Origin of the sequence: Nonomuraea sp. CA-143628, assembly GCF_050942315.1 — a bacterium.
Taxonomy (GTDB): Bacteria; Actinomycetota; Actinomycetes; order Streptosporangiales; family Streptosporangiaceae; genus Nonomuraea.
In genome coordinates, this window is sequence record NZ_CP192072.1 from 5,661,848 (window position 1) to 5,686,536 (window position 24,689).

The 24,689-nt window shown below is 71.2% G+C and carries 25 protein-coding genes; 15 read left to right on the forward strand and 10 right to left on the reverse strand.

The annotated features are described in order from the left end of the window. Nucleotides 1-7: 7 nt before the first annotated feature. Nucleotides 8-559, reverse strand: coding sequence for an FAD-dependent oxidoreductase (locus tag ACQP2T_RS25930; RefSeq protein WP_433518630.1), 552 nt, complete (start codon nucleotides 557-559; stop codon nucleotides 8-10). Then, a complete protein-coding gene (locus ACQP2T_RS25935) occupies nucleotides 556-753 on the reverse strand; it encodes a ferredoxin (RefSeq protein ID WP_433518631.1) in 198 nt (65 codons plus the stop codon). The genes ACQP2T_RS25930 and ACQP2T_RS25935 overlap by 4 nt, the downstream gene beginning before the upstream one ends. Nucleotides 754-928: 175 nt before the next feature. Between ACQP2T_RS25935 and ACQP2T_RS25940 the strand changes: the two genes are divergently transcribed. Next, nucleotides 929-1,549, forward strand: coding sequence for a TetR/AcrR family transcriptional regulator (locus ACQP2T_RS25940; protein ID WP_433518632.1), 621 nt, complete (start codon nucleotides 929-931; stop codon nucleotides 1,547-1,549). Then, entirely contained in the window at nucleotides 1,546-2,235 is a 690-nt protein-coding gene (locus ACQP2T_RS25945; protein WP_433518633.1) for a helix-turn-helix domain-containing protein, read from the forward strand. Before ACQP2T_RS25940 ends, ACQP2T_RS25945 begins: the two co-directional genes overlap by 4 nt. Before the next feature lie 330 nt (nucleotides 2,236-2,565). Here the strand turns inward: ACQP2T_RS25945 and ACQP2T_RS25950 are convergent, their stop codons facing one another. Further along, on the reverse strand, nucleotides 2,566-3,720 hold the full coding sequence (locus tag ACQP2T_RS25950) for an RtcB family protein (RefSeq protein WP_433518634.1): 1,155 nt from the start codon (nucleotides 3,718-3,720) through the stop codon (nucleotides 2,566-2,568). Nucleotides 3,721-3,917: 197 nt separating this feature from the next. Between ACQP2T_RS25950 and ACQP2T_RS25955 the strand changes: the two genes are divergently transcribed. Continuing rightward, complete coding sequence (locus ACQP2T_RS25955) at nucleotides 3,918-4,655, forward strand: aspartate/glutamate racemase family protein (RefSeq protein ID WP_433518635.1); 738 nt, start codon at nucleotides 3,918-3,920, stop codon at nucleotides 4,653-4,655. A 4-nt stretch (nucleotides 4,656-4,659) separates the two neighbouring features. Here the strand turns inward: ACQP2T_RS25955 and ACQP2T_RS25960 are convergent, their stop codons facing one another. Beyond that, complete coding sequence (locus tag ACQP2T_RS25960; RefSeq protein WP_433518636.1) at nucleotides 4,660-5,604, reverse strand: pentapeptide repeat-containing protein; 945 nt, start codon at nucleotides 5,602-5,604, stop codon at nucleotides 4,660-4,662. A 223-nt stretch (nucleotides 5,605-5,827) separates the two neighbouring features. On the opposite strand from ACQP2T_RS25960, the gene ACQP2T_RS25965 reads away from it, so the two are divergent. The 6 genes from ACQP2T_RS25965 to ACQP2T_RS25990 all read left to right on the forward strand — a co-directional run bounded on the left by ACQP2T_RS25965 (nucleotide 5,828) and on the right by ACQP2T_RS25990 (nucleotide 11,221). Further along, nucleotides 5,828-6,439, forward strand: coding sequence for a biotin transporter BioY (locus ACQP2T_RS25965; protein ID WP_433518637.1), 612 nt, complete (start codon nucleotides 5,828-5,830; stop codon nucleotides 6,437-6,439). A 7-nt stretch (nucleotides 6,440-6,446) separates the two neighbouring features. After that, the gene (locus ACQP2T_RS25970) at nucleotides 6,447-8,021 is read left to right on the forward strand and encodes a class I adenylate-forming enzyme family protein (protein ID WP_433518638.1); all 1,575 of its coding nucleotides are present in this window, start codon (nucleotides 6,447-6,449) and stop codon (nucleotides 8,019-8,021) included. Beyond that, complete coding sequence (locus ACQP2T_RS25975) at nucleotides 8,021-9,172, forward strand: thiolase family protein (protein ID WP_433518639.1); 1,152 nt, start codon at nucleotides 8,021-8,023, stop codon at nucleotides 9,170-9,172. Before ACQP2T_RS25970 ends, ACQP2T_RS25975 begins: the two co-directional genes overlap by 1 nt. A gap of 93 nt (nucleotides 9,173-9,265) precedes the next feature. Beyond that, nucleotides 9,266-9,940 carry an energy-coupling factor ABC transporter ATP-binding protein gene (locus tag ACQP2T_RS25980; RefSeq protein WP_433518640.1) on the forward strand — a complete coding sequence of 225 codons (675 nt, stop codon included), beginning with the start codon at nucleotides 9,266-9,268 and terminating at the stop codon, nucleotides 9,938-9,940. Further along, a complete protein-coding gene (locus tag ACQP2T_RS25985; RefSeq protein WP_433518641.1) occupies nucleotides 9,937-10,542 on the forward strand; it encodes an energy-coupling factor transporter transmembrane component T family protein in 606 nt (201 codons plus the stop codon). The genes ACQP2T_RS25980 and ACQP2T_RS25985 overlap by 4 nt, the downstream gene beginning before the upstream one ends. A gap of 151 nt (nucleotides 10,543-10,693) precedes the next feature. Then, nucleotides 10,694-11,221 (forward strand): DUF6939 family protein, encoded by a 528-nt coding sequence (locus ACQP2T_RS25990; RefSeq protein ID WP_433518642.1) that lies wholly within the window; start codon nucleotides 10,694-10,696, stop codon nucleotides 11,219-11,221. 21 nt (nucleotides 11,222-11,242) lie between these two features. Here ACQP2T_RS25990 and ACQP2T_RS25995 read toward each other — a convergent pair whose 3' ends face one another. Further along, entirely contained in the window at nucleotides 11,243-11,458 is a 216-nt protein-coding gene (locus tag ACQP2T_RS25995) for a heavy-metal-associated domain-containing protein (RefSeq protein WP_433518643.1), read from the reverse strand. Continuing rightward, complete coding sequence (locus ACQP2T_RS26000) at nucleotides 11,455-11,904, reverse strand: nuclear transport factor 2 family protein (RefSeq protein ID WP_433518644.1); 450 nt, start codon at nucleotides 11,902-11,904, stop codon at nucleotides 11,455-11,457. Before ACQP2T_RS26000 ends, ACQP2T_RS25995 begins: the two co-directional genes overlap by 4 nt. Before the next feature lie 81 nt (nucleotides 11,905-11,985). Between ACQP2T_RS26000 and ACQP2T_RS26005 the strand changes: the two genes are divergently transcribed. Next, a complete protein-coding gene (locus ACQP2T_RS26005; protein WP_433518645.1) occupies nucleotides 11,986-12,651 on the forward strand; it encodes a TetR/AcrR family transcriptional regulator in 666 nt (221 codons plus the stop codon). On the opposite strand, the gene ACQP2T_RS26010 is transcribed toward ACQP2T_RS26005, so the two are convergent. Then, nucleotides 12,617-13,840, reverse strand: coding sequence for a PucR family transcriptional regulator (locus tag ACQP2T_RS26010; protein WP_433518646.1), 1,224 nt, complete (start codon nucleotides 13,838-13,840; stop codon nucleotides 12,617-12,619). The genes ACQP2T_RS26005 and ACQP2T_RS26010 overlap by 35 nt on opposite strands. 141 nt (nucleotides 13,841-13,981) lie before the next feature. On the opposite strand from ACQP2T_RS26010, the gene ACQP2T_RS26015 reads away from it, so the two are divergent. The 3 genes from ACQP2T_RS26015 (at nucleotide 13,982) to ACQP2T_RS26025 (ending at nucleotide 17,232) form a co-directional block, all read left to right on the forward strand. Further along, nucleotides 13,982-14,584, forward strand: a complete 603-nt coding sequence (locus tag ACQP2T_RS26015; protein ID WP_433518647.1) for a hypothetical protein — start codon at nucleotides 13,982-13,984, stop codon at nucleotides 14,582-14,584. Nucleotides 14,585-14,750: 166 nt separating this feature from the next. Next, entirely contained in the window at nucleotides 14,751-15,278 is a 528-nt protein-coding gene (locus ACQP2T_RS26020; RefSeq protein WP_433518648.1) for an MFS transporter, read from the forward strand. 85 nt (nucleotides 15,279-15,363) lie between these two features. Continuing rightward, nucleotides 15,364-17,232: a bifunctional copper resistance protein CopD/cytochrome c oxidase assembly protein gene (locus ACQP2T_RS26025; RefSeq protein WP_433518649.1), complete on the forward strand. Its 1,869-nt coding sequence runs from the start codon at nucleotides 15,364-15,366 to the stop codon at nucleotides 17,230-17,232. Between the two features lie 21 nt (nucleotides 17,233-17,253). Here ACQP2T_RS26025 and ACQP2T_RS26030 read toward each other — a convergent pair whose 3' ends face one another. After that, entirely contained in the window at nucleotides 17,254-19,554 is a 2,301-nt protein-coding gene (locus tag ACQP2T_RS26030; protein WP_433518650.1) for a beta-glucosidase, read from the reverse strand. Between the two features lie 223 nt (nucleotides 19,555-19,777). Between ACQP2T_RS26030 and ACQP2T_RS26035 the strand changes: the two genes are divergently transcribed. Beyond that, nucleotides 19,778-20,788: a LacI family DNA-binding transcriptional regulator gene (locus ACQP2T_RS26035; protein WP_433518651.1), complete on the forward strand. Its 1,011-nt coding sequence runs from the start codon at nucleotides 19,778-19,780 to the stop codon at nucleotides 20,786-20,788. A gap of 52 nt (nucleotides 20,789-20,840) precedes the next feature. Here the strand turns inward: ACQP2T_RS26035 and ACQP2T_RS26040 are convergent, their stop codons facing one another. Continuing rightward, nucleotides 20,841-21,578: a phytanoyl-CoA dioxygenase family protein gene (locus ACQP2T_RS26040; RefSeq protein ID WP_433518652.1), complete on the reverse strand. Its 738-nt coding sequence runs from the start codon at nucleotides 21,576-21,578 to the stop codon at nucleotides 20,841-20,843. A gap of 93 nt (nucleotides 21,579-21,671) precedes the next feature. Between ACQP2T_RS26040 and ACQP2T_RS26045 the strand changes: the two genes are divergently transcribed. Then, nucleotides 21,672-22,532 carry an AraC family transcriptional regulator gene (locus ACQP2T_RS26045; RefSeq protein ID WP_433518653.1) on the forward strand — a complete coding sequence of 287 codons (861 nt, stop codon included), beginning with the start codon at nucleotides 21,672-21,674 and terminating at the stop codon, nucleotides 22,530-22,532. On the opposite strand, the gene ACQP2T_RS26050 is transcribed toward ACQP2T_RS26045, so the two are convergent. Then, nucleotides 22,504-24,585, reverse strand: a complete 2,082-nt coding sequence (locus ACQP2T_RS26050) for an alpha-galactosidase (protein WP_433518654.1) — start codon at nucleotides 24,583-24,585, stop codon at nucleotides 22,504-22,506. The genes ACQP2T_RS26045 and ACQP2T_RS26050 overlap by 29 nt on opposite strands. Between the last annotated feature and the right edge of the window lie 104 nt (nucleotides 24,586-24,689).

Genomic DNA, 24,689 nt, shown 5'->3' on the forward strand with positions numbered 1-24,689 from the left:
CGGCGAGTTACGCGGCCGCCGTGTCGGCGATGGCGGTGGCCCATGGGGTTCGAGCCGCGATGAGGGCGCGCCAGGTGCGCAGGATCCTGGGTGACAGACCGGCGGCGAGCACTCCGTCACACACCAGCCCGTCGCCCAGGGCCAGCCCGCTGCCGTCCAGCCATGCGGTATTCGGCACCGAGCCGATGGCTACCAGCACGTCGTCCGCCGACAGGGCCGTCTCATCGGCCAGCCGCACCCCTGTGACCGCCCCGCCTGTGCTGACGATCTCGGCGCCATCGGCCAGCGCCACGCTCCTGCCGCTCGGGTCCAGCCCGATCGCGGGCGCGCCCAGACGCAGGTCCAGGCCCAGTGCGTCCATCTCCGCCTTGTCGCGCAGGACGAGCCGGTCCGGCTCCCGCTCCCCGGTCAAGACCTGTTTCGACAGCGGCGGACGATCGTAGGGCAGATGCGGCTCCTCGCCGACAAGCGTGATCACACCCCCGTACCCGGCCCTGCGTAGCGCCTCGGCGGTGGCCAGCCCGCCTGCCGAAGCGCCGCCGATCACGATCCGGTTCATGACTCGGCCAGATGGATCGCGGCGGCCGGGCAGACCGCGGCCGACTCGCGGACGGCGTCGTGCAGGTGTGGCGCGGGCCTCTCCTCCAGCAGCACCACGATGCCGTCCTCCTCACGCTGGTCGAACACCTCGGGCGCGATCAGCACGCACTGCCCGGCAGCCACACATTTGTCGGCCTCGATGGTCACCTTCATCTGGTCCTCCTCCCTCCGAGCACATCGGCAATGGCCCGGAAACCGGCGTGCGGCGCCCGCACCAGGCCGGTCGGCACGCCGGTACGACATCCCGAAATCGGGAGTCAACTCTCACATGGCGCCGTCACGATAGCATGAGAAATGAGAGTTGTATCTCGGTTGCTATCCTGAGGTGGTGACCACCGAAGCCCCCAAACCGTTGCGCGCCGACGCGGCACGCAACTTCGACAGGATCGTGCGAGCCGCGCGAGAGATCTACGCCGTACGCGGCCCCGAGGCGCAACTCGACGAAATCGCCCGCCACGCCGGCGTCGGCAATGCGACGCTCTACCGCCATTTCCCCGACAAGACGGTCCTGGTCCGCGCAGCCCTCGACCTGGCCTTCGCCGAAGAGATCGCCCCCGCCATCGAACAGGCACTGAGCGATGACGATCCCAGGCGCGGCCTGGTCACCGTGCTCGAGGCGACACTGTCCATGGCGGCCCGCGAACACAACATCCTGGCCGCCGCCAGGAACGCCGGCGCCATGACCGCCGAAGCCGGCACCCGCTCCTTCGAGTCGCTGACCCTGCTGACCCGCCGAGCACAGCAGGCCGGCCTCATCCGTGCCGACCTCGTGCCCGACGACCTGCCCCGCATCGTGGTCATGCTCCTGGGGCCGCTGTGGACCATGGACCCTCACAGCGACGGCTGGCGGCGCTACCTCTCACTCATCCTCGACGCCCTGGCTCCCGACGCGGCCACCCCTTTGCCGGCCGCGGTGCCGCTACAGCAGCCGGACAACTGGCTCCTTTGACACGCCGGGCCTCCCACCCCTGCCGGCCTGGCACCCTGCTGTGGGTACGGCCAGGACAGGCCCACCGCTTCCACCGCCCCGGCAGCCTCGATGGCAAGGTGGTCCTGTTCACCGCCGACTTCCTACCCGATCTCGGCAGCGCGCTGCCGCGGTGCACTGGCTGGCTCGCCGCTCCCGGCTGGACCCCGGCCGGACCCGACCTCGCCGCCATCTCCACCACGATCGACCAGATCGCCGCTGAACGGGCCGTGTCCGCCCACGCGATGCCCGTCGCCCTGCTCCGCCACCTGCTGGCCGTCCTGCTCCTGCGGATCGATCGGCTGCCAACCGAGGACGACCGCCGCGTCGACTCCGCCACCGCCGAACTCTTCGGTCGGTTCCAGGCCGAGCTCGAACGCTCCTACGCCATCACCCGTTCCGCCGAGCACTACGCCGCCCGCCTGGGCTACACCGTCAAACACCTCACGCGCGCGTGCGCCGCCGCCGCCGGCCGCCCCGCCAAACACCTCATCGACGCCCGCGTCGTCCTAGAGGCCAAACGCCTGCTCGCCTACACCGAGGTCCCCGTCGCCGACATCGGCCGCCGCCTCGGCTTCACCGACCCCACCAACTTCGGCAAGTTTTTCGCCCGCCACACCCACACCACTCCCGGCGCCTTCCGCCGAATACAGAAGGCATCGGGCTGAAGCAGCCCCTCGTCATCGGTGGCAGTGAGGAACCGACCGGCGCCACCTTCCCCGAACCTTCATCACAAAGCGGGGCTGAAAGGCTTGCACGAAGGGTTACGGGATGACTTCCGTTATCTGGCAAGATGGCGATCACAGGCCAGGCGTGAGCTGGGCGGCCGTCGTCCGGCACTGACGTTTCGTTTCCCGGTTATCTGGCAACTCGGCGGATGGTGGAGGCGTACCGAATGGATCCGGTGATCGCCGAGTAGCCCGGCCGCGCCCACCGCTCGCCCGCTATCTCGACGACTTCCTCACCGACCTGGCCAACGCCGGCGCCTCCGCCCACGCTCAGCCCTTGTAGTTGAAGATCTGGCGCAGCGTGTGTTGCACGGTGACGAGGTCCTTCTGATCTTCCATGACCTGGTCGATCGACTTGTACGCTTCCGGGTGCTCGTCCACCAGCGCCCCGGCGCGGTCGGCGTTCCAGGTGCGGTCGCCCATCGCCTCGGTGAGCGAGGCGGCGGTGAGCTTCTTGCGCGCCTCGGTGCGGGACATGCGCCGTCCCGCGCCATGGGAGCAGGAGTTGTAGGAGGCGGCGCTGCCCAGGCCGGTCACGATGTAGGAGCGGGTGCCCATGGAACCGGGGATGATCCCCTCGTCCCCGTCGGCCGCCTTGATCGCTCCCTTACGGGTGATCCACATGTCGCGGCCGTGGTGGCGTTCCATCTGGGTGAAGTTGTGATGGGCGTTGATCGTGCGCAGCGCGGCACCGTGACCGACGACCTGGAACAGGGAGGCGACCAGCACCTCGGCCATGCGGCCGCGTGAGGCCATGGCGTAGCGCTGGGCCCACAGCATGTCCTCGATGTAGGCGGTGAACTGCGGCGTGCCCTCTACGAGGTAGGCCAGATCCGGGTCGTCCAACTCGATGAACCACTGCTTCATCAGCTTCTTCGCCTGGCTGATGTGCTTGGTGGCGAGCTGGTTGCCGATGCCGCGCGAGCCGGAGTGCAGCACCGTCCACACGTGGTCGCGCTCATCCAGGCAGACCTCGACGAAGTGGTTGCCGGAGCCGAGCGTCCCGAACTGCGCGATGACCGTGTGCTCCTGCTTGCCCGTCAGTGAGGTGCCGGGCGTGCCGATCGCGTTGAGTGAGGCGTCGGTGGACGGGTCGTCATGACCCTGGCCGACGCCGGCCGGGATGCGCTGCTCGATGAGCGGCATGAGCGCGGCCAGGGTGTCGGGCAGATCCGCGGCGGTCAGGTCGGTCTCGGTGGCGACCATGCCGCAGCCGATGTCCACGCCCACGGCCGAGGGGATGATGGCGCCCTGGGTCGGGATGACGGAGCCGACGGTGGCGCCCATCCCGACGTGCGCGTCCGGCATCAGCGCGACGTGGCTGGGCACGAAGGGCAGGCGGGCGGCGCGGGCGGCTTGTTCGATGGCGTCCGGCTCGATGTCGCTCGCCCATGAGATGAGTCCGGGTGCTACCCGCTGCGGCATGAGGGGCTGCCTTTCTGGTCGATGATCTCGTAGCAGCGTATTCGACGGGAGTGCGGTGATCGCTACTGGTTTGTTGGGCGGCGAGCGACTCGGAGAGCAGCCTGTGACGGAGCTCCGCCAGCCGCGCCCGGGGCGGTCGGCTGTGGCACCTTGGGCGGTGGTGGGCGAAGGTTCCCGCCATCGGAGGAGTGATCACTATGCGGCATCTCGGCATTCTCGCCCACAGCACCGAAGGGGCGGCCCTGTGCTTCCTGGCCTACTGCCAGGAGGGGTTTCGCCGGGTGGGCCGGCATGAGCACCCCGATGTGACCCTCGATTACATCGCCTTCGGCTACAGCATGCCCGCGTGGGACGCGGGCGACTACGACTCGATCAGGGACACGCTGGCCGTCAGCGTGGGGCGGCTGGCCCGGGCCGGGGCCGACTTCTTCGCCTGCCCGGACAACACCGCCCACCTGGCGCTCGAACGGCCCGGCGCCGATCTCGCCCTGCCCGGCCTGCACATCGCCGAGGTGGTCGCCGACCAGGCCGTTCGCGACGGGCGGACGAAGGTCGGCGTCCTGGGTACGGCGTACACGATGGACAGCGAGCTCTATCCGGAGGCGCTCGCCGCGCGTGGGATCGCGGCGGAGGTGCCGGATCCGGACGACCGGCGGATCATCAACGAGATCATCTTCGCCGAGCTCGTGAGCGGGGTGTTCACCGAGGACTCGCGGCAGGAGTACGTGCGCGTCATCTCGCGGCTCGCGGAGCGGGGGTGTGACGCCGTCGCGCTCGTCTGCACCGAGATCCCGCTCCTGGTGACGCCCGAGGTGTCGCCGCTGCCCACGCTCGACTCCACCCGCCTCATGGCCGTCGCCGCGTACGAGGTCGCGGCCGGTCATCGGCCGCTGCCCACCTGGCGTGGAGGGGGCTTGGCCGCTGCCCGGAGCTGACCGGTCACGGCCACTTCGTCTGGGGGTCCCAGCGGACGATCTTCTTGAGCCGGGCGGTGGGCGGCAGTCCTTTGGCGCCGGTCAGGTTCGCGCGCTTGAAATTGGTGCCCGTCAACGTGGCGCCCGTCAGGTCGGCGCCCCTCAGGTCCGCGGCGTAAAAGATGGTGTCGGTCAGGTCGGCGTTCTCCAGGGATGCCTTGGTCAGGTCGGCGAGGTTGAAGTTGGCGCGAGCGAGCTTGGTGTTCGTCAGCCAGGCGGAGGAGAAGTCGGAGAAGGGCATGACACTGCCGGACAGGTCCGCGTCGAAAAGTGCGGCTCCGGAGAGGACCGTGCCGTACATCCTGGCTCGCGGCAGGTAGGCGTTGCTCAGATCGGCGTCGCCGAGCTTGGCGTGTGACAGGTCGATCCATTCCTGCTTCGGGTTGGCCGGACGGACCCGGCCCAGCACGGTGAGCATGGTCCGAACATCTCTCGCCTGCCCGTAGTTCTTCTTGGTCGACGTGCGGCCGTTTCCCACGACATAGCTGGCGAGAACGTCGACGGTCGTCTGCCGGTAGTCGGGGACGTCCCTGCCGATGTTCTCGAGAGCGTAGGCGGCGCCGATCCGCACATCCATGCTCGCGCTGCCGAGTTGTTCGACGGCCCTGGTGAATCGGTCGGTGACCTGGCCCTTCTGTGCGACTTCGAGACCCTTCCTGGCGATCAGCAACTCCTCACGGGAGGCCTCGACCGATTTCGCGGTCTGCGCCAGTCCCTGCGCGGTCAGCAGCAGCCCGCCCAGCACGCCGATGGTCGTGCCGATCTGCAGCACGGTGGCGATGAGCTGGCGTCGGCTGTCTCGGGCCGCGCTGTGCAGCTCAGCGCGTTCCTTGGGCTGGAGGGTGTCGAATTCCGCCCGGGGCAGGGGAGCGGTCGCCCGTTCGTCGCGTCTCCAACGGAACCACGTCATGGGCAGATTGTGTGATCAGGCCCGCGGATTGGCGAGAGTAGGGCCTTACTCAAGTTGGGCCCAGCCGGGGACCCCGGCCGCGTGGCGCATCTCCGGGTGTGACATCTATGGCAGGTGAATGTTGTGGCATCCCTCCATGCGTGCCCCAGGACGTTGTGGTGTGAGATCGGATCCGCACACCTATGAGAAGTTCCGTGCACCTACGAGAAGTGGAGGCGGCGACATGCCGAGGCTCACCGGGGGAAAGGGTTTCCCCACCGGCGACATCGCCCGGATCAGCGTCTTCGCGGCGCTGATCGCCGCGCTCGGCCTGCCGGGCACCCTGAACCTGTTCGGCAACGCGGTCCCGATCACGCTGCAGACGTTCGGCGTCATGCTGGCGGGCACGATCCTGGGCTCGTGGCGGGCCGCCCTGGCCGTCGCCGTACTGCTCGTGCTGGTGGCCGCGGGCCTGCCGTTGCTGGCGGGCGGGCGTGGCGGGCTGGGCGTGTTCGCGGGGGCGTCGGCCGGATACCTGATCGGCTGGCTGCCCGGCGCGGCCGTGACCGGCTGGATCGTCGAACGCGGCGGTCATCGGCCGGGCATCGTCCGGCTGGTGGTGGCCTGTGTGGTCGGCGGCATCGGGGTGATCTACCTGATCGGGCTGCCCGTGCAGGCGGCTGTCACCGGCGTCCCGCTGGGCCGGACGGCGCTGCTCAGCGCCACGTTGTTCCTGCCCGGTGACCTGATCAAGGCAGTGCTGGCGGCGATTGTGACGAAAGGTACTCAACGGGCATACCCTGACGCGGTCCCGGCCGTACATCGCGAACGGCTCCGCGCCGGCAAGGAGGGCTGAACCGGTCATGCCGGTCGCCGCACAGGTATTGCGCCACGCTTCCGACCACCCGCACCGCCTCGCGGTGTGCGGCCCGGCGGGCGAACTGAGCTACGCCGAGCTCGCCCGGCGCATCCGCGACGCTGCGGCGCACCTGACCGCGCCGGGCGTGGCCGCGCCGGGCCTGACCGGGTCGGGGTTGGGCGGTGGGGCACCGGCTGGGCCGGGGCTGGGCGGTGGGGCAGTGGCGGCGCCGGGGCCGGGCCGTGGAGTGCAGGCCGGGCCGGGCTTGGCTCGCGGGGCACTGGTCGCGATCAGTCTGGCCGACCCGGTGGACCAGCTCATCGCCGCACTGGCGACGGACCTGGCGGGGGGTACGCCGCTGCTGTGCGACCCCACCTGGGACGAACGCGTACGGGCCGCGATCCCCGCGGACCGCCACCTCGACAGCCTCCCGCCCGCTGGGGCGAACGACGTTTTGTCATCCGCCGAGGCAGGCGAATGGTCATCCGCCGAGGCGGGCGAGCGGCCATCCGCTGAGACGGGCACGCTGATTCCTCACACGGCGAAGTGGCCGGACCCGGAGGACGGTGATCGGGCCTGGGCGTGTTTCAGCTCCGGGAGCACCGGCCGTCCTCGCGCCGTGGTCCGCACGCGCGTGTCCTGGACCGCGTCGTTCCCATGGTTGAGCGAGCTGGCCGGGATCGGGCCCGGCGACGTCGTCCTGGTGCCCGGACCCCTGGGCTCCTCCCTGTACGGCTTCGCGGCCGTGCACGCGCTGGCCGTCGGCGCCACGGCCCTGGTGCCGGGCCGCTGGTCGCCCGGCGCCCTGGGCGAGCAGCTCGGCCGGGCGACCGTGGCCCACCTGGTGCCGCACTGCCTGCCGGCCGTACTGGACGCACTGGAAGAGGGCGCCCCGCTGCGGACCGTAGTGATCGGTGGGGCGGCTTTGCCCGCCGGGCTGCGGGAGCGGGCGGCGGACGCCGGTGTACGGGTGGTGTCCTACTATGGCGCGACCGAGCTGTCCTTCGTGGCCGCCGACGTCGACGGCGCGGGGCTGCGCCCTTTTCCGGGTGTGGAACTCCAGGTCAGGGCCTTGCCGGGCCAGACGCTCGGCGAGGTGTGGGCGCGGTCGCCCTGGCTGGCCGAGGGCTATCTGGCCGGCGCGGCGGGCCCGCTGCGGGTGGACGGCGATGGGTGGATGAGCGTCGGCGACGTGGCCGAGCCGTACCTGCCGGGTGAGGTCCTGCGGCTGCGCGGCCGGGGCGACGGCGCGATCCAGACCGGCGGCGCCACGGTCGTGCCGGAGGACGTCGAAGAGGTGCTCAGGAGCGTGCGGGGGGTGGGCGACGTCGTGGTGGTCGGCTCGCCGCACCCTGACCTGGGCGCGGTGGTCACGGCGATCGTCGAGGTGGGCGCCGGGACCCCGCCCTCGCGGGCCTCGCTCGAGGCCGTGGCCCGCGGCGGGCTGGCCGCGGCGCAACGGCCTCGCCGCTGGTACGCGGTGGACAGCCTGCCCCGCACCTCGGCGGGCAAGCCGGCCCGCGGCCTCCTCACCGCCCGCCTGGCCGGCGGCGATCCTGACCTGTGGCGGCTCACCTGATGCGATCGGACATCGCGCCGGTCATCGTGGCCGCGCGCCGTACGGCGATCGGGACCGCCGGGCACGCCTTCAAGGAGGTGACCGCCGACATGCTGGCCTCGCCCGTCATCGAGGCGCTGGCCGGTGACATCGCCGGCCTCGGCGTGCCGATCGACGACGTGGTGCTCGGCAACTGCATGGGTCCGGGCGGGAACCTGGCGCGCGTGTCGGCGCTGGGCGCGGGGCTGGGCGAGGCCGTTCCCGGTGCCACGGTGGATCGGCAGTGCGGAAGCGGGCTGGCCGCGATCCTGATGGCGGGTCAGGCCGTGGCCAGCGAGGAGATGGAGCTGGTCATCGCCGGTGGGGTCGAGAGCGCCTCCACCGCGCCGCTGCGGGCGCACCGGGGGAGTCCCGCCGTGCCGTACGAGCGGGCGCCCTTCACCCCGGCCGGCCACCCGGACCCGGACATGGGCGCCGCGGCCGAGGCGCTGGCCGCGGCGCGCGGCGTGGATCGGGCCCGCCAGGACGACTACGCGCGCGCGAGCAACGCCAAGGCGGTGGCCGCGCGGGAGGCCGGACGGTTCGCGGCGGAGATCGTCGAGGTCAAGGGGCGGACGGAGGACCAGCGGCCCCGGGTGTTGCGGCCGGAGTCGATGTCGCGGTTGCCCGCGGCGTTCGTCCCCGGAGGGTCGGTGACGGCCGGGAACTCCTCGCCGGTCAGCGACGGGGCGGCGGTGGTCGCCCTCACCACGGAACGCCTGCGCGCCAGGGCCGGGCTGCCGGGCCTCCGGCTGCGGGGCGGAGCCGTCGTCGGCTGTGATCCCGAGCTGCCCGGCTGGGGGCCGGTGCCCGCCGTACGACGGCTGCTCGGCCGTACCGGAGTGAGCATGGAACAGATCGCGGCGGTGGAGATCGTGGAGGCGTTCGCGGCCCAGACGCTGGCCGTCACCGACGCGCTCGGGCTCGACCCGCTCGGTGCCGACCGGGACCGGGTCTGCGCCGACGGCGGCGCGCTGGCGCTCGGCCATCCGTGGGGGGCCACAGGAGCCGTAGTGGTCACCCGGCTTTTCACGCGGCTCGTACGGTCAGGCGCGCCGCCGGGGACGCTGGGGCTGGCGACGGCGGCGGTCGGGGGCGGCCTCGGCGTCGCCGCCCTGTTCGAGGTGGTGTGAGGCAGTGAGCAAGCCGGTCGAGATGCCTGCGTGGTGTGGCGAGGCAGTGACAGAGCCAGGCAGTGAGCTGGTCGAGATGCGTAGGTGGTGCGGGTGATCGAGCTGGACGACGTGCGGGTCCGGCTCGGGCAGCGTGAGGTGCTGTGCGGTGTCACGGCCCGCCTGCCCGAGCGGCGGATCGGCGTGATCGGGGCCAACGGGTCGGGCAAGAGCACGCTGGCCCGGCTGCTGAACGGCCTGGTCCTGCCGGCTTCCGGCACTGTCACCGTCCTCGGCGACGACACCCGCCGCCACGCGGCCAGGATCAGGCGGCGCGTCGGGTTCCTGTTCACCGACCCGGACGCGCAGATCGTGATGCCGACCGTGGCCGAGGACGTCGCGTTCTCCCTGCGCCGGCACAAGCTGCCGCGCGAGGAGGTCCAGCGCCGGGTCACGGACGTGCTGGAGAGGTACGGCCTGGCGGGCCACGCCGACCACCCCGCCCACCAGCTGTCCGGCGGCCAGAAGCAGCTGCTCGCCCTCTGCTCGGTCCTGGTGCTCGAACCCGAGATCCTCGTCATGGACGAGCCCACGACCCTGCTGGACCTGCGCCACTCCCGGCTGGTCGCCGACGTGCTGCGCGAACTGCCGCAGCAGGTGGTCGTGATCAGCCACGACCTGGCGCTGCTGGCGGACTTCGACCGCCTGCTGGTCATGGACGAGGGGCGGGTCGTGGCCGACGCCGCGCCGTCGGCGGCCATCGACCATTACCGGAAGCTCATGTCGTGAACGGGCTCACCGGCGCCTACGTCCCAGGGGATTCGCTCCTGCACCGTCTCCCTGTGGGGGCGAAGCTCGCGGGCTTGGCCGCCTTGTGCACGGTGCTCGTCCTGTTGCGCGCGCCGGTGTCGATGGCGGTCGCCGCGCTGGTGGTGGGGGTGCTGTTCGCCATCTCGGGGGTGGGTGCGGCGGCGGTCTGGGCGCAGGTGCGGCCGGTCCGTTGGTTCGCGGTGGCGCTGTTCGCCGTGCAGGTGGTGTTCGCGGACCTGCCGTCGGCGATCACCTCGGTGACTAGGGTCGTCCTGGCCGTCGCTCTGGCCGGGCTGGTCACCCTGACGACGCGGACGGAGGCCATGATGGCGTTCCTGGAACGTTGTCTGTCGCCGGCGCGGTGGGTGGGGCTGGATCCGTTCCGGTTGTCGTTGCTGCTGTCCCTCACGATCCGTAGCGTGCCGGTCATGGCCGAGCTGGCGACCCGCGTACGGGAGGCGCAGCGCGCCAGGGGAGTGCAGTGGAGCGTGCGGGCCTTTGCCGTGCCGCTGGTGGTGAGCGCGTTGCGGCACGCGGACGCATTGGGCGAGGCCCTCAGCGCCCGCGGCCTGGACGACTGACGGCACTCAGCTGCTTCTGCATGGGCTGAGTACGGCCAGCATTCCGAACTCGTCGGGCCGTGCTGAGGACGTCTCGCGCGGGCGATAGACGGTCAGCGAAGTAAATCTCACTTCGAGCAGAACTGTCACACCCATATGGCAACCTCCCTCCATGCCTGTTCACGTTGCGAGCCGCCGCCGCACCACTCTCCACCGAGACTTCCCTGACGCACTGATTCTCGATGTGACATCACGGGCTGCCGAGCCATGGATCCGCCTCAGCCCGTTCTACCCACATGGCGGTATCCCGGTGCCCGGCCATCCGGGTCGAACCTCACAATCCGTCGAAGGCGTCTGGCAGGCGTTGAAGGTGTTCACCACCGAACAGGAGGACTTCACCAAGCTCGACATCACCACGATGAAGGGGATCAAGCGAACGGTCCGACGACTCGGCCCGCCGCTCGGTCACCGGCTTGACGGCCGTCTGCTCGGCTATGAGGAGGCCAGGCGCGTTCTCTACCTCCCGACCTATCACTGGGTGCTCAACCACCGAACTTCCGAACTCATCGACGAGCTTCGTGAGATGAGCAGTCATCGAACCGTCGTATTGCTCGACTACACGACCAACGGGGATATAGGAGACCTCTCGACGCCACTGTCACACGCGGCACTCATCGCGCAACGCATCCGAGAGACCTGACCCGCCACGCATCGCTCCCGCCTACCCGTTCGCGTGGGTGAGTTCGTAGCCGGCCTCTTCGACGGCCGCGCGCACGTCCTCCGTGTCGAGGCCCTCGTCGCTGGTCACCGAGACCCTGCCCGTATCGACGTCCACCGCGACGGCGGTGACGCCGGCGATGCGTTCGATCTCCTCGGTGACGAAGGCGGCGCAGTGCCCGCAGGTCATGCCGACGACGGTGTAACTGCTCTCGGTCATGCCGATGCGCCCCTTTCGCCGGACGCGCCGGACGCGGCGGGCGCCGCCTGGTCCGGGTCGGCGGCTGGAATGGTCCGAGTGAGCATGTGCGCTTCGCGCATCCGCCCGTCGGCGGCGAACCGCCCGAAGAAGCAGACCTCGATCGCGAAGTACCTGTCACGCCGCTGGACGTGCAAGGTGTAGCGGGCGGCGATCCGGTCACCGCTCGCGATGGCCTCGTGCACCTCTGTCCGGTTGCTGGGTCGGGTCTTACGTATCGGGCGGGTGTGCGCGATGAGTTTGTCGCGGTCCATCCGGTGTCCGTCGGCGACCTGGACGATGCCGGGGGCGTGGTAGCGGTCGAAGATCAGCGCCGGATCCTCGTCGCTCTGCACCAGCTCCTCGTGAAAGGACAGGAAGAAGTCGGCGATGAACTGCTTCGGGTCGGTGCCGGCAAGTGTGCGCATGGCGCTCCCGTTGACTGGACGTACGATCTCTTACGCGCTGTAAGATATGCCGAGATCGACAACTTTGACAAGGTGTAAGAAATGCCCTCGCTCCCGGTTCACAACCGTCGTGCCGATGCCCGCCGCAGCAGGGCCGCCATCCTGGACGCCGCCCTCCAGATCCTCGACGCCCAGCCCGACGCCGGAATGGAAACGATCGCCGCGACTGCCGGTGTGACCCGCCAGACCGTCTACGCCCACTTCCCTTCTCGAGAGCAGTTGCTGCTGGCGGTCGTCGACCGGATCACCGAGGAGGTCGCCGCCGCCATCGATGCCACCGAACCCCAGACCGGACCGGCCACCGATGCTTTGCTGCGCCTGCTCGACGCCAGTAATCAGACAGCTCACCGATACCTCGCACTGCTGCAGAGAATCAGCGCACTGCCGGTCAGCCCGCAAGCCGACCACGACAGGCACTCGCCTGTCGCCGACCGGATCAGACAGGTGATCGAGCGCGGCCGGCGGACCAGCGAGTTCGACGACCGGCTCCCGCTCGGCTGGCTGGTCGCCGCCACCGTGAAGCTCGCCCACACCGCGAGCGAGGAACAGCAAGCCGGCCGGATGTCCGGCCAGGAAGCCGAACACGCGCTTCGCAGCAGCCTGCTCCGTATGCTCGGCGCGGCCTCAGAAGAAGCGGCCACAGAAGAAGACGGTTCATCTCGCTTCGGCCGGTTCACCGGGCCAGCAGGCGCGCCACCGCCGTGCTGAGCATCCGCACGCCGAGGGTCGACCCGGGCTCCAGGCCGGTCACCTTGCGAGCCCGCTGCAGCCGGTAGTCCAGGGTGCGCGGATGGATGCGCAGCGCCGCCGAGGCGGCCGCGCGGTTCATGTTGTTGCGGTAGTAGGCGTGCAGGGTCGACACGAGGTCCGGCCCGTTGGACAGCCGCCGGGCGAAGGCGCGCAGCCACGCGTCGATTTCCGGTGTGTTCGCGACGGCCATCTCCACGAACAGGTCGGCGAGGACGTACAGGCGCGCGGGCCGGTTCTCCATCGGTGCGACCCGGCTGGCCTCCCGCGCCCAGGCGAGGGATTCGGCGAGCCGACCGGTCACGCCCTCCACCGAGGCGATCTGGCAGGCACGCCCTAGCATCGCCACCGCCGAGCGCACTTGCTGCAGCGCCACCGTACGATCCACGGTGCCGGGAGTCAGGATGACCAGCTCGCCGCAGCTCAGCCAGGCGACCAGCGAGCCGGCGGCGAGCGCGTTCACCACGGCGGAGCGGGCCTGTTCGGGCACGGCGGGGGCGGGGAAGCGCAGCACCGACACCGCGTAGCGGGCGGCCACCAACGGCCGCAGCGGGTCGGCCGGTCGCGGCTCCACCGGCTCGTCCGCGAGCAGGGCGCGGGCGAGCAGTTCGTTGCGGGTCGCCAGCGTCCGTGACCGGCCCACCCCGTCGGTGTAGCCGTGCAGGTACGCCCTTCTGGCCCGGACGCTCTGCGCGCCGATCCAGCCGAGCATCCGCAGCAGCTCGTCACTGTCCTCCGGGCCGGCCACCTGGTGGATCTCCTGGAGCGTGAGATGCGTGTGCAGTCCGAGTACGCGCTGCTGCGACAGTACGGACAGCCCCAGCTCGGCACGCTGGCGGCCCACCGACGAGATCGTGGACAGGTCGTCGTCGTTGAGCGGCAGCCGCGCTGGTGCCAGGTCGAGTCTGCGGGACCGGATGAAGACCGCGAAATCGTACATGCTCGCCTGGTGGTCACGCTCGTCGCTGAGGTTCGCGATGTCGTGGTATTCGGGGATCTCGCGCAGATACGCCGACACGGCGTTTCTCGCGTGGTCCTCCACTTGCTCACGTAACGACACGAAAAGTCCGCCCACGTTCCGTTCCCCCTCAACGGTCAGGTTCGGTGCTTGCCCCCTGGCGTATTCGTCGTCCCGCTCGTCGTGGATCAATGCTCTTTACGCGTACGCGCAACAGCGCGTGGAAGGTTGTGTCGCCGCCACGAAGACCTGCTCGACGGCCGGATTTGATACTTGGCAGGCCGCGGCGTGGATCGGCCGCGGCGCCATCCACCCTCCGACGAAGGGATCGGTATGCGACTGCGTCATCTCGTCCTGACCGTGCTGCTGGCGTGCCTGAGCGCGACCTGGCTCGGCGCCTCACCCGCCCAAGCCGCGCCGCTCAAAGTACAGTCGGTCGACGCTTATCTGGGCGGCGTGGACCTCAACGGTTACTGCAGGTCGATCGGGTACGACGGCGCCAAGAAGGTGGTCAACCATTTCGACGGCTGGCGGTGCTACATCGGCACCACCGAAGTCGGCCTCTCGGTGGCCGGCGCCTGCCAGTGGCAGTTCAGCCCGCTCGTGGCCGCCGGCTATCCGGTCACCGCGTCGACCAACGGCAACAGCGCCGGTGAGTGGAAGTGCCACGCCACGGCGGGAACGACCGAGTTCTTCAAGGGCATGAACCTGGCGGGCTTCTGCCAATCGATCGGCTACAACGGCGCGAAGCACTTGGGCGACAATGTGACCGGCTGGGTCTGCACCAGGAACGACGGTGCTCAGATCCGCCTCGACCTGCATGCGGCCTGCACCTGGCAGCACGCTGACAAGGTCTCCCAGGGATGGACCTTGATAGGGGTCTGGGAAGGCTACGGCGACTCGTTCAAGATCAATTGCCGGAGCGTGCACGCCTGACGATCACGCGTGATCAGCGCGCCGGTGGTCCCGATTGCGGGTGCCCCCGGCGCGCGCCACCTGTTTATGAGCCTAGAAAAGCTGAAATTTCGGATAAAACGTCATAAGTGGGAACGCGCCTCACGGCGGGCCGCTCGTGTGGGAGCATTTGGGCACCATGCGAGCCATGCTGCCGTTGCGATTAGCGCGGTCGGCCCTCTTCGCGGCCGTCTGTGTGACGCTGGCCGCCCTGGCCCACGGGTTGGCCGACGGCACTCTGCCGGGTCCCGGTCAGCTCGCGCTCGGCGCCGGGCTCGTGACGGCGGGCGCCGCCGCGCCGGCCGGCCGGGAGCGCGAACCGGTCGCGATCGCCGTCCTGCTCGGCTCGGCGCAAGTCCTCCTGCACGGGCTGTTCTCCTGGCACAATGCCCCCGCGCCCATGCCGCCCGGACACGGACCGGCCACCGACCTGGGCATGGTGCTCTGCCACCTCACCGCCACTCTGGTGACCGGATGGTGGGTGGCCAAGGGCGAGACCGCGCTGTGGGCGGTGCTACGTCGGCTGGCCGTACGCCTGCTCCTGATCCTGGCGCCGTGCCCCGCATACCCACTCACTCCACCGGCGCCCGCCTATCGCTCACCCGGCGGACCGTACGAAAGCGTCCTGCGTCACGCGCTCGTCCGGCGTGGACCGCCGCTCCCGGCTGCCTTCTGACCCCCCGTCCCGCAGCCACGTGGAGATCACCATGCCGTCAACCCCCCGATGCCGTCGACCCTTGCCCGCCGGCACCTGAGCAACCGTGTCCACTTTCCGAGGCGGGGCGACGCCGGCCCGCCGATACGCCGTCGTCGCCGTGGCCGCCGGAGTCCTGGTGCTGGTCGCGGCCCTGCTGTTCGGCGGAAGCGTGCCGCAGCCGTCGATACCTGGCCTGCCCAAGGCGGGACCGTTCACCGACTGGGGGATGCCCCTGGCCCGGTTCGCCTACGACCTGTGCGCCTTCGCCACCGTGGGAACGCTGGTGGCCGCCGTGATCCTGACGCCGCGCGGCACGCCGCAGGCCGCCGCCTGCCTGCGCGCCGCCGGCCGCTGGGGGCTGGGCTGGGCCGCCGCCGCGGCGGTGACGTACCTGCTGACGATCTCGGAGGTCGTCGGGCTGCCGGTCACCGACCTGTTCGAGAGCCCGTCGATCCTGTCGTTCGGCACCACCGTCCCGCAGACCCAGGCGCTGCTCATCGTGGCCGCGGCGGCGGGGGTGGTGGCGATCGGCACCAGCCTGTGGCGTTCGCCCTGGTGGAACGCCTTCCTGTTGGCGGTCGCCGTCTTCGCGATCCTGCCGCCCGCCTACGTCGGCCACGCCGCCTCGGCGGGCGACCACGACATCGCGATCTCCGCCCTGATGGCGCACCTGGCGGCGGTGGCGGTGTGGGTGGGCGGCCTGGCCGCCGTCCTTGTCCACTTCCGGCGGTCGGACCGGCTCACGGAGGTGGTGCCCAGGTTCAGCACGCTGGCCCTGGCCTGCTTCGGCGCGGTGGCCGTGTCGGGCGTGGCCAGCGCCTGGGTGCGCCTCGACGCCGTCGCGCAGCTGTGGCAGACCCGTTACGGCCTGCTCGTCCTGGCCAAGGCGGCCGCGCTGGTGGCCCTGGGCGTCTTCGGCCAGAACCATCGCCGCCGTACCGTCGCGGGCCTGGCCGAACGCCCGGTACGGCGCACGTTCGTCCGCCTGGCCACCGGCGAGGCGATCGTCATGGCGGCGGCCGTCGGGCTCGCGGTCGCCCTGTCACGCACCCCGCCGCCGCCCTCGGAGGGCGGCGGCGGCCACGACCACCTCCTGCTGGAGTACAACCTGCCGCCCTTCTCGATCGGCGGCCTGCTCACCGAGATCAGGCTGGATCCGCTGATCCTGCTCCTGCTGGCCGGCCTCGCGATCGGCTACCACGTCGGGCTGCGCCGCCTGGCCCGCGACGGGATCGTGTGGCCGCCAGGCCGTACCGCCGCGTGGCTCGCCGGGCTCGCGGTGCTGGCGTTCGCCCTGCTCAGCGGGGTGGGCGGCTACGCCCGCGCGATGCTCTCCGCGCAGGCGCTGCAGTACGGGCTTGTCGCGCTCGTGGCGCCGCTGCTTCTGGCGCTCGGCGCGCCGCTGACGCTCGCCGCCCAGACCACCACGGACCGGTCCCAGTACGGTGACGTGACCCGCGCGATCCTGGACAGCCGCCTGGCCTCGCGACTCACCCATCCGGTGACCGTCGCCGCCACGCAGATCGTGCCGATGGCGGTGCTGTACGGGACCGGCTGGCTGGGGCAGTCGTTGTACAGCTACGCGCTCCATCTGCTCACCCTGGCGGTGCTCTTCTGCGCCGGGGCGTTGTGCTTCTGGGTGCTGGCCGGGGTGGATCCGCTGCCGCGCCCGATGACCTGGCCGGCACGGGTGCGGCTGCTCGCGGTGGTCGCCGTGGCGCAGCTCGCGCTCGGGCTGGCCCTGCGGTTCGGGCCGGGGGTGGGCGTGGACTGGTTCACGCTGGTGTCGCCGCCGGGAGTGTCGGACCTGTCCGCCGACCAGCGGACCGCCGGGCTGACGGTGCTGGTCGTCGCGGCCGTGGTGCTCGTGGCGCCGGTGGTACGACTGGCGTCATGGCGGCGAGCCGCTCAGCGGAGAAGGACGCTCGTCTGAACGACCGTGGTCAGCGGTCGCTCAGCGGGGGACGACACTCGCCTGAACGACCGTGGTCAGCCGCCGCTCCGCGCCGGTGATCTCGTACACCGGCCCGGTCAGTGTCACCGACCGCTCGGCGACGACGTCGGTGACGGAGCGGCGGACGGTCACCGTCACCTCGCCGGGCTCGACGACCCGCCGGCCGTCGCGCCCGGTGAAGGCCAGCAGCCGCGTCGGCACCTCGAAGCCGAGCGACGCCCGCTCGCCGGGCGCGAGCTCGACGCGCGCGTATCCGACCAGCTGGGCGACGGGCCGGGTCACCGAGGCGACCACGTCCGAGGCGTAGACCTGCACGATCTCCGCGCCCGCCCGCTCACCCGCGTTACGGACGACGACCGAGCAGTGGATCGACCCGTCCGCCGCCGGGGCGCTCGCGGCCACGGACACCTCGTCGTAGGCGAAGCTCGTGTAGCTCAGCCCGTGACCGAACCCCAGCTCCGGAGCGGGGTCGATGTTGCTCACCGAACCGGCCGCGCCGAGCCGGGGATGCAGGTAGCTGTACGGCTGCCCGGCGGATGAGCCCGGCATGCTCATCGGCAGCCGCCCCGACGGGTTGACGGCTCCGCTGATCACCCGGGCGATGGCCCCCGCGCCCTCCTCGCCGGGGAAGAACGCCTGCACCACGGCGGCGGCCTCGCGCAGGATGCCCGGCACGGCGTAGGCCCGGCCGGTCAGCAGGACCGCCACGACCGGAGTGCCCGTGGTGAGGACCGCGTCGGCGAGCGCCTGCTGGGCGCCGGGCAGGTCGAGGGTGTCCACGTCGCAGCCCTCGCCGGAGGTGCCCCGGCCGAACAGGCCGGACCGGTCGCCGAGCACGAGGATCACCACGTCGGAGTCGGCCGCCAGGTCCACGGCCGCGCCGAACCCCGCGCGGTCGCCGTCGTCGACACCCGTGCCGTGCGCGACCCGCAGCACCGCGTCCGGGAACTCCGCCCGCAGGGCGTCGAGCGGCGTGGGCGACTCGATGCCCGGCTCGACCTCGGGAAAGTGCGGCAGGACGTGGTTGACGAAGGAGTAGCAGCCGAACAGCGCGGTCACGCTGTCCGCGTTCGGGCCTATGACGGCCACGCGCCGTCCCGCGGTGTCGCCGAGGGGGAGCAGGCCGTTGTTCGTCAGCAGCACGATGGACTCTTCCGCCAGCCGCCGTGCCAGCGCCCGGGATTCGGCGTCGTCCAGGTCGACGGGCCCCGAAGGGACCGGCGCGTAGTCGTCGTCGAGCAGGCCGAGCTTGGCCTTCTGCAGCAGCACCCGGCTCAACGCCCGGTCGATCAGCGATTCGGCGATCCGCCCGCTCGACACGGCCCGCTTCAGCGGCGCCAGGTAGGCGACCCCGGTGGGGAGCTCGACGTCGATCCCCGCCGTGAGCGCCTGCACGGCGGCGTCCTCGGCGTCGGTGGCGACGGCGTGCAGCGTGTGCAGGAAGGCGACCGCGAAGTAGTCCGCGACGACGGTGCCGTCGAAACCCCACTCGTCACGCAGGATCCGGGTGAGGTAATGGTCGTCCGCGGCGATCGGGATCCCGTCGATCTCGGCGTAGGAGTTCATCACCGAACCCGCCCCCGCGTCCCGGATCGCCACCTCGAACGGGAACAGCAGCACGTCGGCCACCTCACGCGGCCCCGCGTGGACCGGGGCCAGGTTCCGCCCGGCGCGGGAGTTCGAATAGCCGACGAAATGCTTCAACGTGGCGATCACGCCCGCGGACTGGAGCCCCCGCACGTACGCCGCCCCGATCGTCGCGACCTCGTACGGATCCTCGGACACGCACTCCTCGACCCGTCCCCACCGCTGGTCGCGAATCACGTCGAGCACGGGAGCGAGCCCTTGATGAACGCCGAGCGCGGCCATGCTCGCCCCGATCCGCCGGCCCATCCGCTCGACCAGCTCGGGGTCGAACGACGCGCCCCAGGCCGGCGGGACCGGATAGGTCGTCGCCCGCCAGGCCGCCAGCCCGGTGAGGCATTCCTCGTGCGCCAGTGCCGGGATGCCGAGGCGGGTGTGGTCGAGCAGCCATCGCTGCCGCGCGGCCAGCAGGGTGCTCGCCCACTCCGGATCGACGGGCCGGGTCCCGTAGTGCCGGGTGATCTGCCCGAGTCCGTGGCGGGCGAACTCCTCGAACGCGACGTCCTCGCCCTGCATCGAATCCTGCAGCGGCGCGACGACGCCCTCTTCGCGATTGACGTTCAGCCACACGCCCACGAGCTGCGCGAGCTTCTCGTCGAGCGACATGTCGGCCAGCAGGTCGCCGACGCGTCGCGCTCGACGCTCATCGATCGTCATGCACGCACCCTCACTGTTGATCCGGCACTCGAGGCGCCCGGCATCGTCTTGTCGGAAAGTTTCTGGATAAATTTCCGAAAAGATTGCCGGGACACTGGCGCTTCGTTACGGTAGGTTCCGGCTTGTGGCCGTGTCAACACTTGCCCCATGCGCCTGATAAGCGCAGGTCGATGAGTATCTGCGGATCAGACGATTTTCCGAAAGTCGACAAACGGGAGGTACTGTGCCCCGACCCACGCTCTCCGATGTCGCGGCGGCGGCCGGGGTGTCGGTCCCGACGGTCTCGAAAGTGCTGAGCGGCAAGAAGCACGTCTCCGCCGCCACCCGCGGCAAGGTGCTCGAAGCGGTCCGGGCCTCCGGGTACGAAGCGCTCCGCCCGCCCAGCGCCCCGCAGGTCGGCCTCGTCGACCTGCTCATCGACGGACTCGGCTCGCCCTGGGCGGAGGTCCTGGTCAAGGGTGCGGAGCAGGCGGCCGCGCGCTGGGGATTCTCGCTCGTCGTGACCTCCTCCGCGCGCGCCGACTTCGACCTGCGGCGCTGGATCGGGATGGTGCGCAAGCGTGGCACCGACGGCATCGTCCTGGTGCTCTCGCGCGCCAACCAGGAGGAGATCGCGGCGGTCGAAGAGCTGCTGCGGGTCCCGCTGGTGCTCCTGGATCCGGTCGGCAAGCGCGGCCCCCGGCTCTCGACCGTCGGCGCTACCAACTGGTCGGGCGGAGTGATGGCGACGACCCATCTCCTGGAGCTGGGGCACGAGCGGATCGGCTTCATCGGCGGGCCGCTCGACACGCAGTGCACCCTCGACCGCTACGAGGGCTATCTGGCCGCGCACCGCACCTTCGGCGTCGAGCCGCCGGCGGACCTCACGCGGTTCGCCGACTTCCAGGTCTCCGGCGGCAAGACGTTCGGCGCCGAACTGCTCGACCACCCCGACCGGCCCACGGCCATCTTCGCGGGCTCCGACCTGCAGGCCGCGGGCGTCTACCAGGCGGCGGCCGAGCGTGGCATCCGCATCCCCGACGAGGTGTCCGTGGTCGGCTTCGACGACTCCCCGCTGTGCGAGATGCTGTCCCCGCCGCTCACCACAGTCCGTCAGCCGCTCGACGACATGGCCAACGAGGCGGTCCGGCTGATCACCGAAGAGCTGGCGCACCGCGGGGGTTCGGCCGGCACCCGGATCGAGCTCGCCACGACCCTCATCGTCAGAGGCAGCGCGACGCGCCGACCCGGGTGAGGCCGGGCGTCAGGTCTGGCGGCCGCGCCGACCCGGGTGATGCCGGGGCCGATCAGCGAGCGAAGCTGGGGAAGTGCTCGTCGGGCAGCGGCAGGCCGGGGGTGAGGCCGAGGGGGTCGGTCAGCACGTGCGCCGGTTCGGCGGCGAAGACCGCGTCGGCGTCCATGTAGATGACCACGTGCGCGATGCGTGGGTCGTCGGTGAAGTTGGGCGTGGCGCAGTGCGCCAGGTACGAGTTGTGGAAGGTGCAGTCGCCCGCCTTCAACGGGACGGTCACCCGCTGCCGCCACCGCAGCTCGGGCGCGATCCGGAAGAGGTCCTGGCCGTCCGTCAAGTCCTGGGCGCGCAGGTCCTGGAGATCCTGCGATCCGGGCACGAACGTCATGCAGCCCCGCTCGACGGGCACGTCGACCAGCGCGATCCAGGCCGACAGGGCGTGCCGCGAGCCGGTGTGCGGCCAGTACGGCTGGTCCTGGTGAAACTCGGTGGCCGCGCCGTTGTGCGGCTTCTTGATCAGCAGCTGGTCGTGCCAGAGCCGCAGCGGCACGCCCGCCAGGCGGGTCGCGAGCGCGGCGAGCCCCGGGTGCAGGGTGAGTTCGCGCAGCGTCTCGTCATGCTGCCAGAGCTGCAACAACTGGACGAAGATGTCGCCCTCCCGGTTGTCCCGCACGGTCTCCTGGGCGGCCAGCGCCGCCTTGGCGTAACGGGCGGCCTCCTCGCGCGAGATCACCTGGGGCAGGTGGATGAAACCGTCACGTCGGTACGCGGACACCTGAGCGTCGTCAAGCATGTTCTTCTCCCTTGTCGGTGGTGCCTCCACTCTTGCTGTGCGCTGCCGGGGCGGGCTAGGACGGGGGTTGCTCGCATGTAGCACAATCCTGATGTGCACCGCGTACGACGCGACGACGTCTTCACCCCCGACCGGCCGCCAGTGGTGGCGGAGCGGCACGAGCTGGCCGCCGACAACAGCGCCCACAGCCACGACTTCCTGGAGCTGGCCGTGGTCACCAGGGGGACGGCCACACACGTCTCGGCCATCGGGGAGCAGGGGCTGAGCCGCGGCTCGGTCGCGCTGCTGCGACCCGGCGACTGGCACGGCTACCGAGACTGCCGCGAGCTGGTGGTGCACAACGTGTACGTCGGTCCGGAGATGTTCCAGCGGGAGCTGGCCTGGCTGCGGGCCGAACCGCATGTCGGCCGGCTGCTGCACCGCTCGGGGCATGTGTCGCGGCTGGACGACGGGGCGCTCGCGGTGGTGGAGGCCGCGCTTCCGGCGGCGGTCGGCGGGCACATCACGCAGATGGGGGCGCTGCTGTGCCTGCTGGGTGGGGCGGCGGCATCCCTGGCCTCGCTGGCCTCGCCAGGCGAGCCCGCCGCCGGGAGCGCGGGGACGCACCCCGCGGTGCTGCTGGCCGTACGGGAGCTGGAGGGCGACCCGCGGCGGGACTGGTCGGTGGACGACCTGGCAGCGCTCGCGCGCGTCTCGGCCGCCCACCTGGCCAGGACGTTCACCGCCCAGCTCGGCATCTCGCCGATGGCGTACCTGAACCGGTTGCGCGCCGAGCGGGCGGCGGCGTTGCTCATCGAGACGGACCTGCCGGTCGCGGCGATCGGCAGGCAGGTGGGGTGGAGTGACCCCAACTACGCCAGCCGCCGCTTCCGGCAGTTCTTCGCGATGAGCCCGTCCGGTTACCGAGCCAGGTTCAGCGCACCCGCTATCCCTGAACGGCCTCCAGTTCGATGACCAGCGCGGTGGCGGGCTTCAGCGCCGGGGACGGCAGCCCGAGCTCGGCCAGGACCGAGCCCCGCAGGCGTACCGGGGCGGCCGTCCATTCCGGCAGCCCGACACCCGTGGGCAGGCGGCCGGCCACCCGCACCTCATAGACGGCCTCGGGGTCCAGTCCGGGCAGGCGCAGCGGGGACGGGCCCATGGCCACCCGGGAGGCGAGCTGTACGCAGGCGAACACCGCGTGCCCGTCCCGGACCACGCCGTGCAGCAGCACCGCCGGGTCGGGATGGTCGGCGCGGACCACGGTCCCGCCGTGCAGCGTCGGCCGCAGCCGCTTGTGCAGGGCGATCCATTCCGCGAGCTCCTCGCGTTCGGCCTCGCTCGCCGACGTCAGGTCCCACTCGACGCCCATGTGGCCGAACAACGCGGTGGCGCAGCGGAACGACAGCGGCAGCGACCGGCCGGTGACGTGGTCGCGGGGCGCGCCGACGTGGCTGCCCATCAGCTCCGGCGGCACGAGCAGGCCGGTCCAGCGCTGGATCGCCTGCCGGTCGAGCGCGTCGTTGCTGTCGGAGGTCCAGACCCGGTCGGTACGGGCCAGGATGCCGTAGTCGATCCGCGCGCCGCCGGACGAGCACGACTCGATCTCCAGCTCGGGATGGCGGCGGCGCAGCTCGTCGATCAGCCGGTACGCGGCCACGGTCTGCGCGTGCACACCCGCCACGCCGTCGTGGACGGGCTCGGCGATGTCGCGGTTGTGGTCCCACTTGATGTAGTCCAGCTCGTACTCGCCCACCAGGGTGCTGATGCGGTCCAGCAGGTAGTCGAAGACCTCCGGCCGGGCCAGGTCGAGCACGTGCTGGTTGCGCTGCGGCGGCGGGAGCCGGTCGGCGCGGCCGAGCACCCATTCGGGGTGCTCGCGGGCGAGGTCGGAGTCGAGATTGATCATCTCCGGCTCGAACCAGAGCCCGAACTGCATGCCGAGCTTGCGTACGTGCTCGGCCAGCGGGTGCAGGCCGTCGGGCCACACCCCCTCGTCCACGTACCAGTCGCCGAGCCCGGCCTTGTCGTCGCGGCGGTGCCGGAACCAGCCGTCGTCGAGGACGAACCGCTCGATCCCCACCTCCGCGGCCCGGTCGGCCAGCGCCAGCAGCCGGTCGAGGCCGTGGTCGAAGTAGGTGGCCTCCCAGTTGTTCAGGGTGACCGGACGGGCCGGGCGCGGGCCGCGCGAGCGCAGGTGACCGTGCAGCCGCCCGGCCGCCGGGTCCAGCCCGGAGTCCGACCAGGTGAAATAGACCAGCGGCGTCTCGTACGTCTCGCCCTCGCCCAGGATGATCTCGCCGGGCGCGAGCAGCTCGCCGGCCGCCAGCAGCGTCACCCCCTCCGGCAGCCGCTCGACGTAGTGGATGTGGTCGCCGCTCCATCCGGCGTGCGCCGCCCACACCTCGCCGTGCCGGAACCCGAACCCGCCCGTGCCCGCCACCAGCAGGCCCGTGCCGTCGTGCCCGGTGCGCCCGCGCCGGTTCTCCCGCGACCAGACGCCGTAGGCCAGCGGCCGGCGCTGCGGCACCTTCTCCAGCGCCCACCGCCCGGTGAAGTCGAGCAGCTCATCCGCCCGCGCGGGCAGCGGCAACGCACAGGTCAGCTCCTCCACGCGGTACGGTTCGGCGGCGGTGTTGGTCAGCGCGTGCCGCATCGTGACCACGCCGCCCGCGTCCATGGCCACCTCGCTCACCAGCCGGAGCCCCGCCCGATCGTCGGTCGCGGTCACGGTCACGCTGCCGCCCGCACCGGGCGCGGCCCGCGTCTCGACCAGGCCGTCGAGGCTCCACCTGACCGGCCGATGCGCGGACGTACGGGCTCCTGACAGGCCCGGCCGGCCGTACCAGCTGTCGCCCTGGAGCGGCACCAGCGGCGGCGCGGGCGTCAGAGAGGCCAGCGCGGGCAGGAGGTGCTCCTCGGCGACCGCGCCGATGTCGGCGCCGAAATGGCGCACTCGCGGCAGGCCGGAGCCCGCGACGTCAAGGACGAGACAGGTGCCTGCGGCGGAAAGGATCACGGGGGACACGTCGGGCTCCTCACACTCGGACGGGCGCCGGGCCCGCTTTCGTGTAAGAGGTTCGCACGGTGCGCCGGTCGACCCGCGAGCAGGTGCCGCGGTTGGCGCGCCGG

Coding starts and splice junctions, on each gene's coding strand:
- ACQP2T_RS25930 (WP_433518630.1), bottom strand. CDS start 559: ATGAACCGGATCGTGATCGGCGGCGCTTCGGCAGGCGGGCTGGCCACC.
- ACQP2T_RS25935 (WP_433518631.1), bottom strand. CDS start 753: ATGAAGGTGACCATCGAGGCCGACAAATGTGTGGCTGCCGGGCAGTGC.
- ACQP2T_RS25950 (WP_433518634.1), bottom strand. CDS start 3,720: ATGCCGCAGCGGGTAGCACCCGGACTCATCTCATGGGCGAGCGACATC.
- ACQP2T_RS25955 (WP_433518635.1), top strand. CDS start 3,918: ATGCGGCATCTCGGCATTCTCGCCCACAGCACCGAAGGGGCGGCCCTG.
- ACQP2T_RS25960 (WP_433518636.1), bottom strand. CDS start 5,604: ATGACGTGGTTCCGTTGGAGACGCGACGAACGGGCGACCGCTCCCCTG.
- ACQP2T_RS25965 (WP_433518637.1), top strand. CDS start 5,828: ATGCCGAGGCTCACCGGGGGAAAGGGTTTCCCCACCGGCGACATCGCC.
- ACQP2T_RS25970 (WP_433518638.1), top strand. CDS start 6,447: ATGCCGGTCGCCGCACAGGTATTGCGCCACGCTTCCGACCACCCGCAC.
- ACQP2T_RS25975 (WP_433518639.1), top strand. CDS start 8,021: ATGCGATCGGACATCGCGCCGGTCATCGTGGCCGCGCGCCGTACGGCG.
- ACQP2T_RS25990 (WP_433518642.1), top strand. CDS start 10,694: ATGCCTGTTCACGTTGCGAGCCGCCGCCGCACCACTCTCCACCGAGAC.
- ACQP2T_RS25995 (WP_433518643.1), bottom strand. CDS start 11,458: ATGACCGAGAGCAGTTACACCGTCGTCGGCATGACCTGCGGGCACTGC.
- ACQP2T_RS26000 (WP_433518644.1), bottom strand. CDS start 11,904: ATGCGCACACTTGCCGGCACCGACCCGAAGCAGTTCATCGCCGACTTC.
- ACQP2T_RS26005 (WP_433518645.1), top strand. CDS start 11,986: ATGCCCTCGCTCCCGGTTCACAACCGTCGTGCCGATGCCCGCCGCAGC.
- ACQP2T_RS26015 (WP_433518647.1), top strand. CDS start 13,982: ATGCGACTGCGTCATCTCGTCCTGACCGTGCTGCTGGCGTGCCTGAGC.
- ACQP2T_RS26020 (WP_433518648.1), top strand. CDS start 14,751: ATGCTGCCGTTGCGATTAGCGCGGTCGGCCCTCTTCGCGGCCGTCTGT.
- ACQP2T_RS26030 (WP_433518650.1), bottom strand. CDS start 19,554: ATGACGATCGATGAGCGTCGAGCGCGACGCGTCGGCGACCTGCTGGCC.
- ACQP2T_RS26040 (WP_433518652.1), bottom strand. CDS start 21,578: ATGCTTGACGACGCTCAGGTGTCCGCGTACCGACGTGACGGTTTCATC.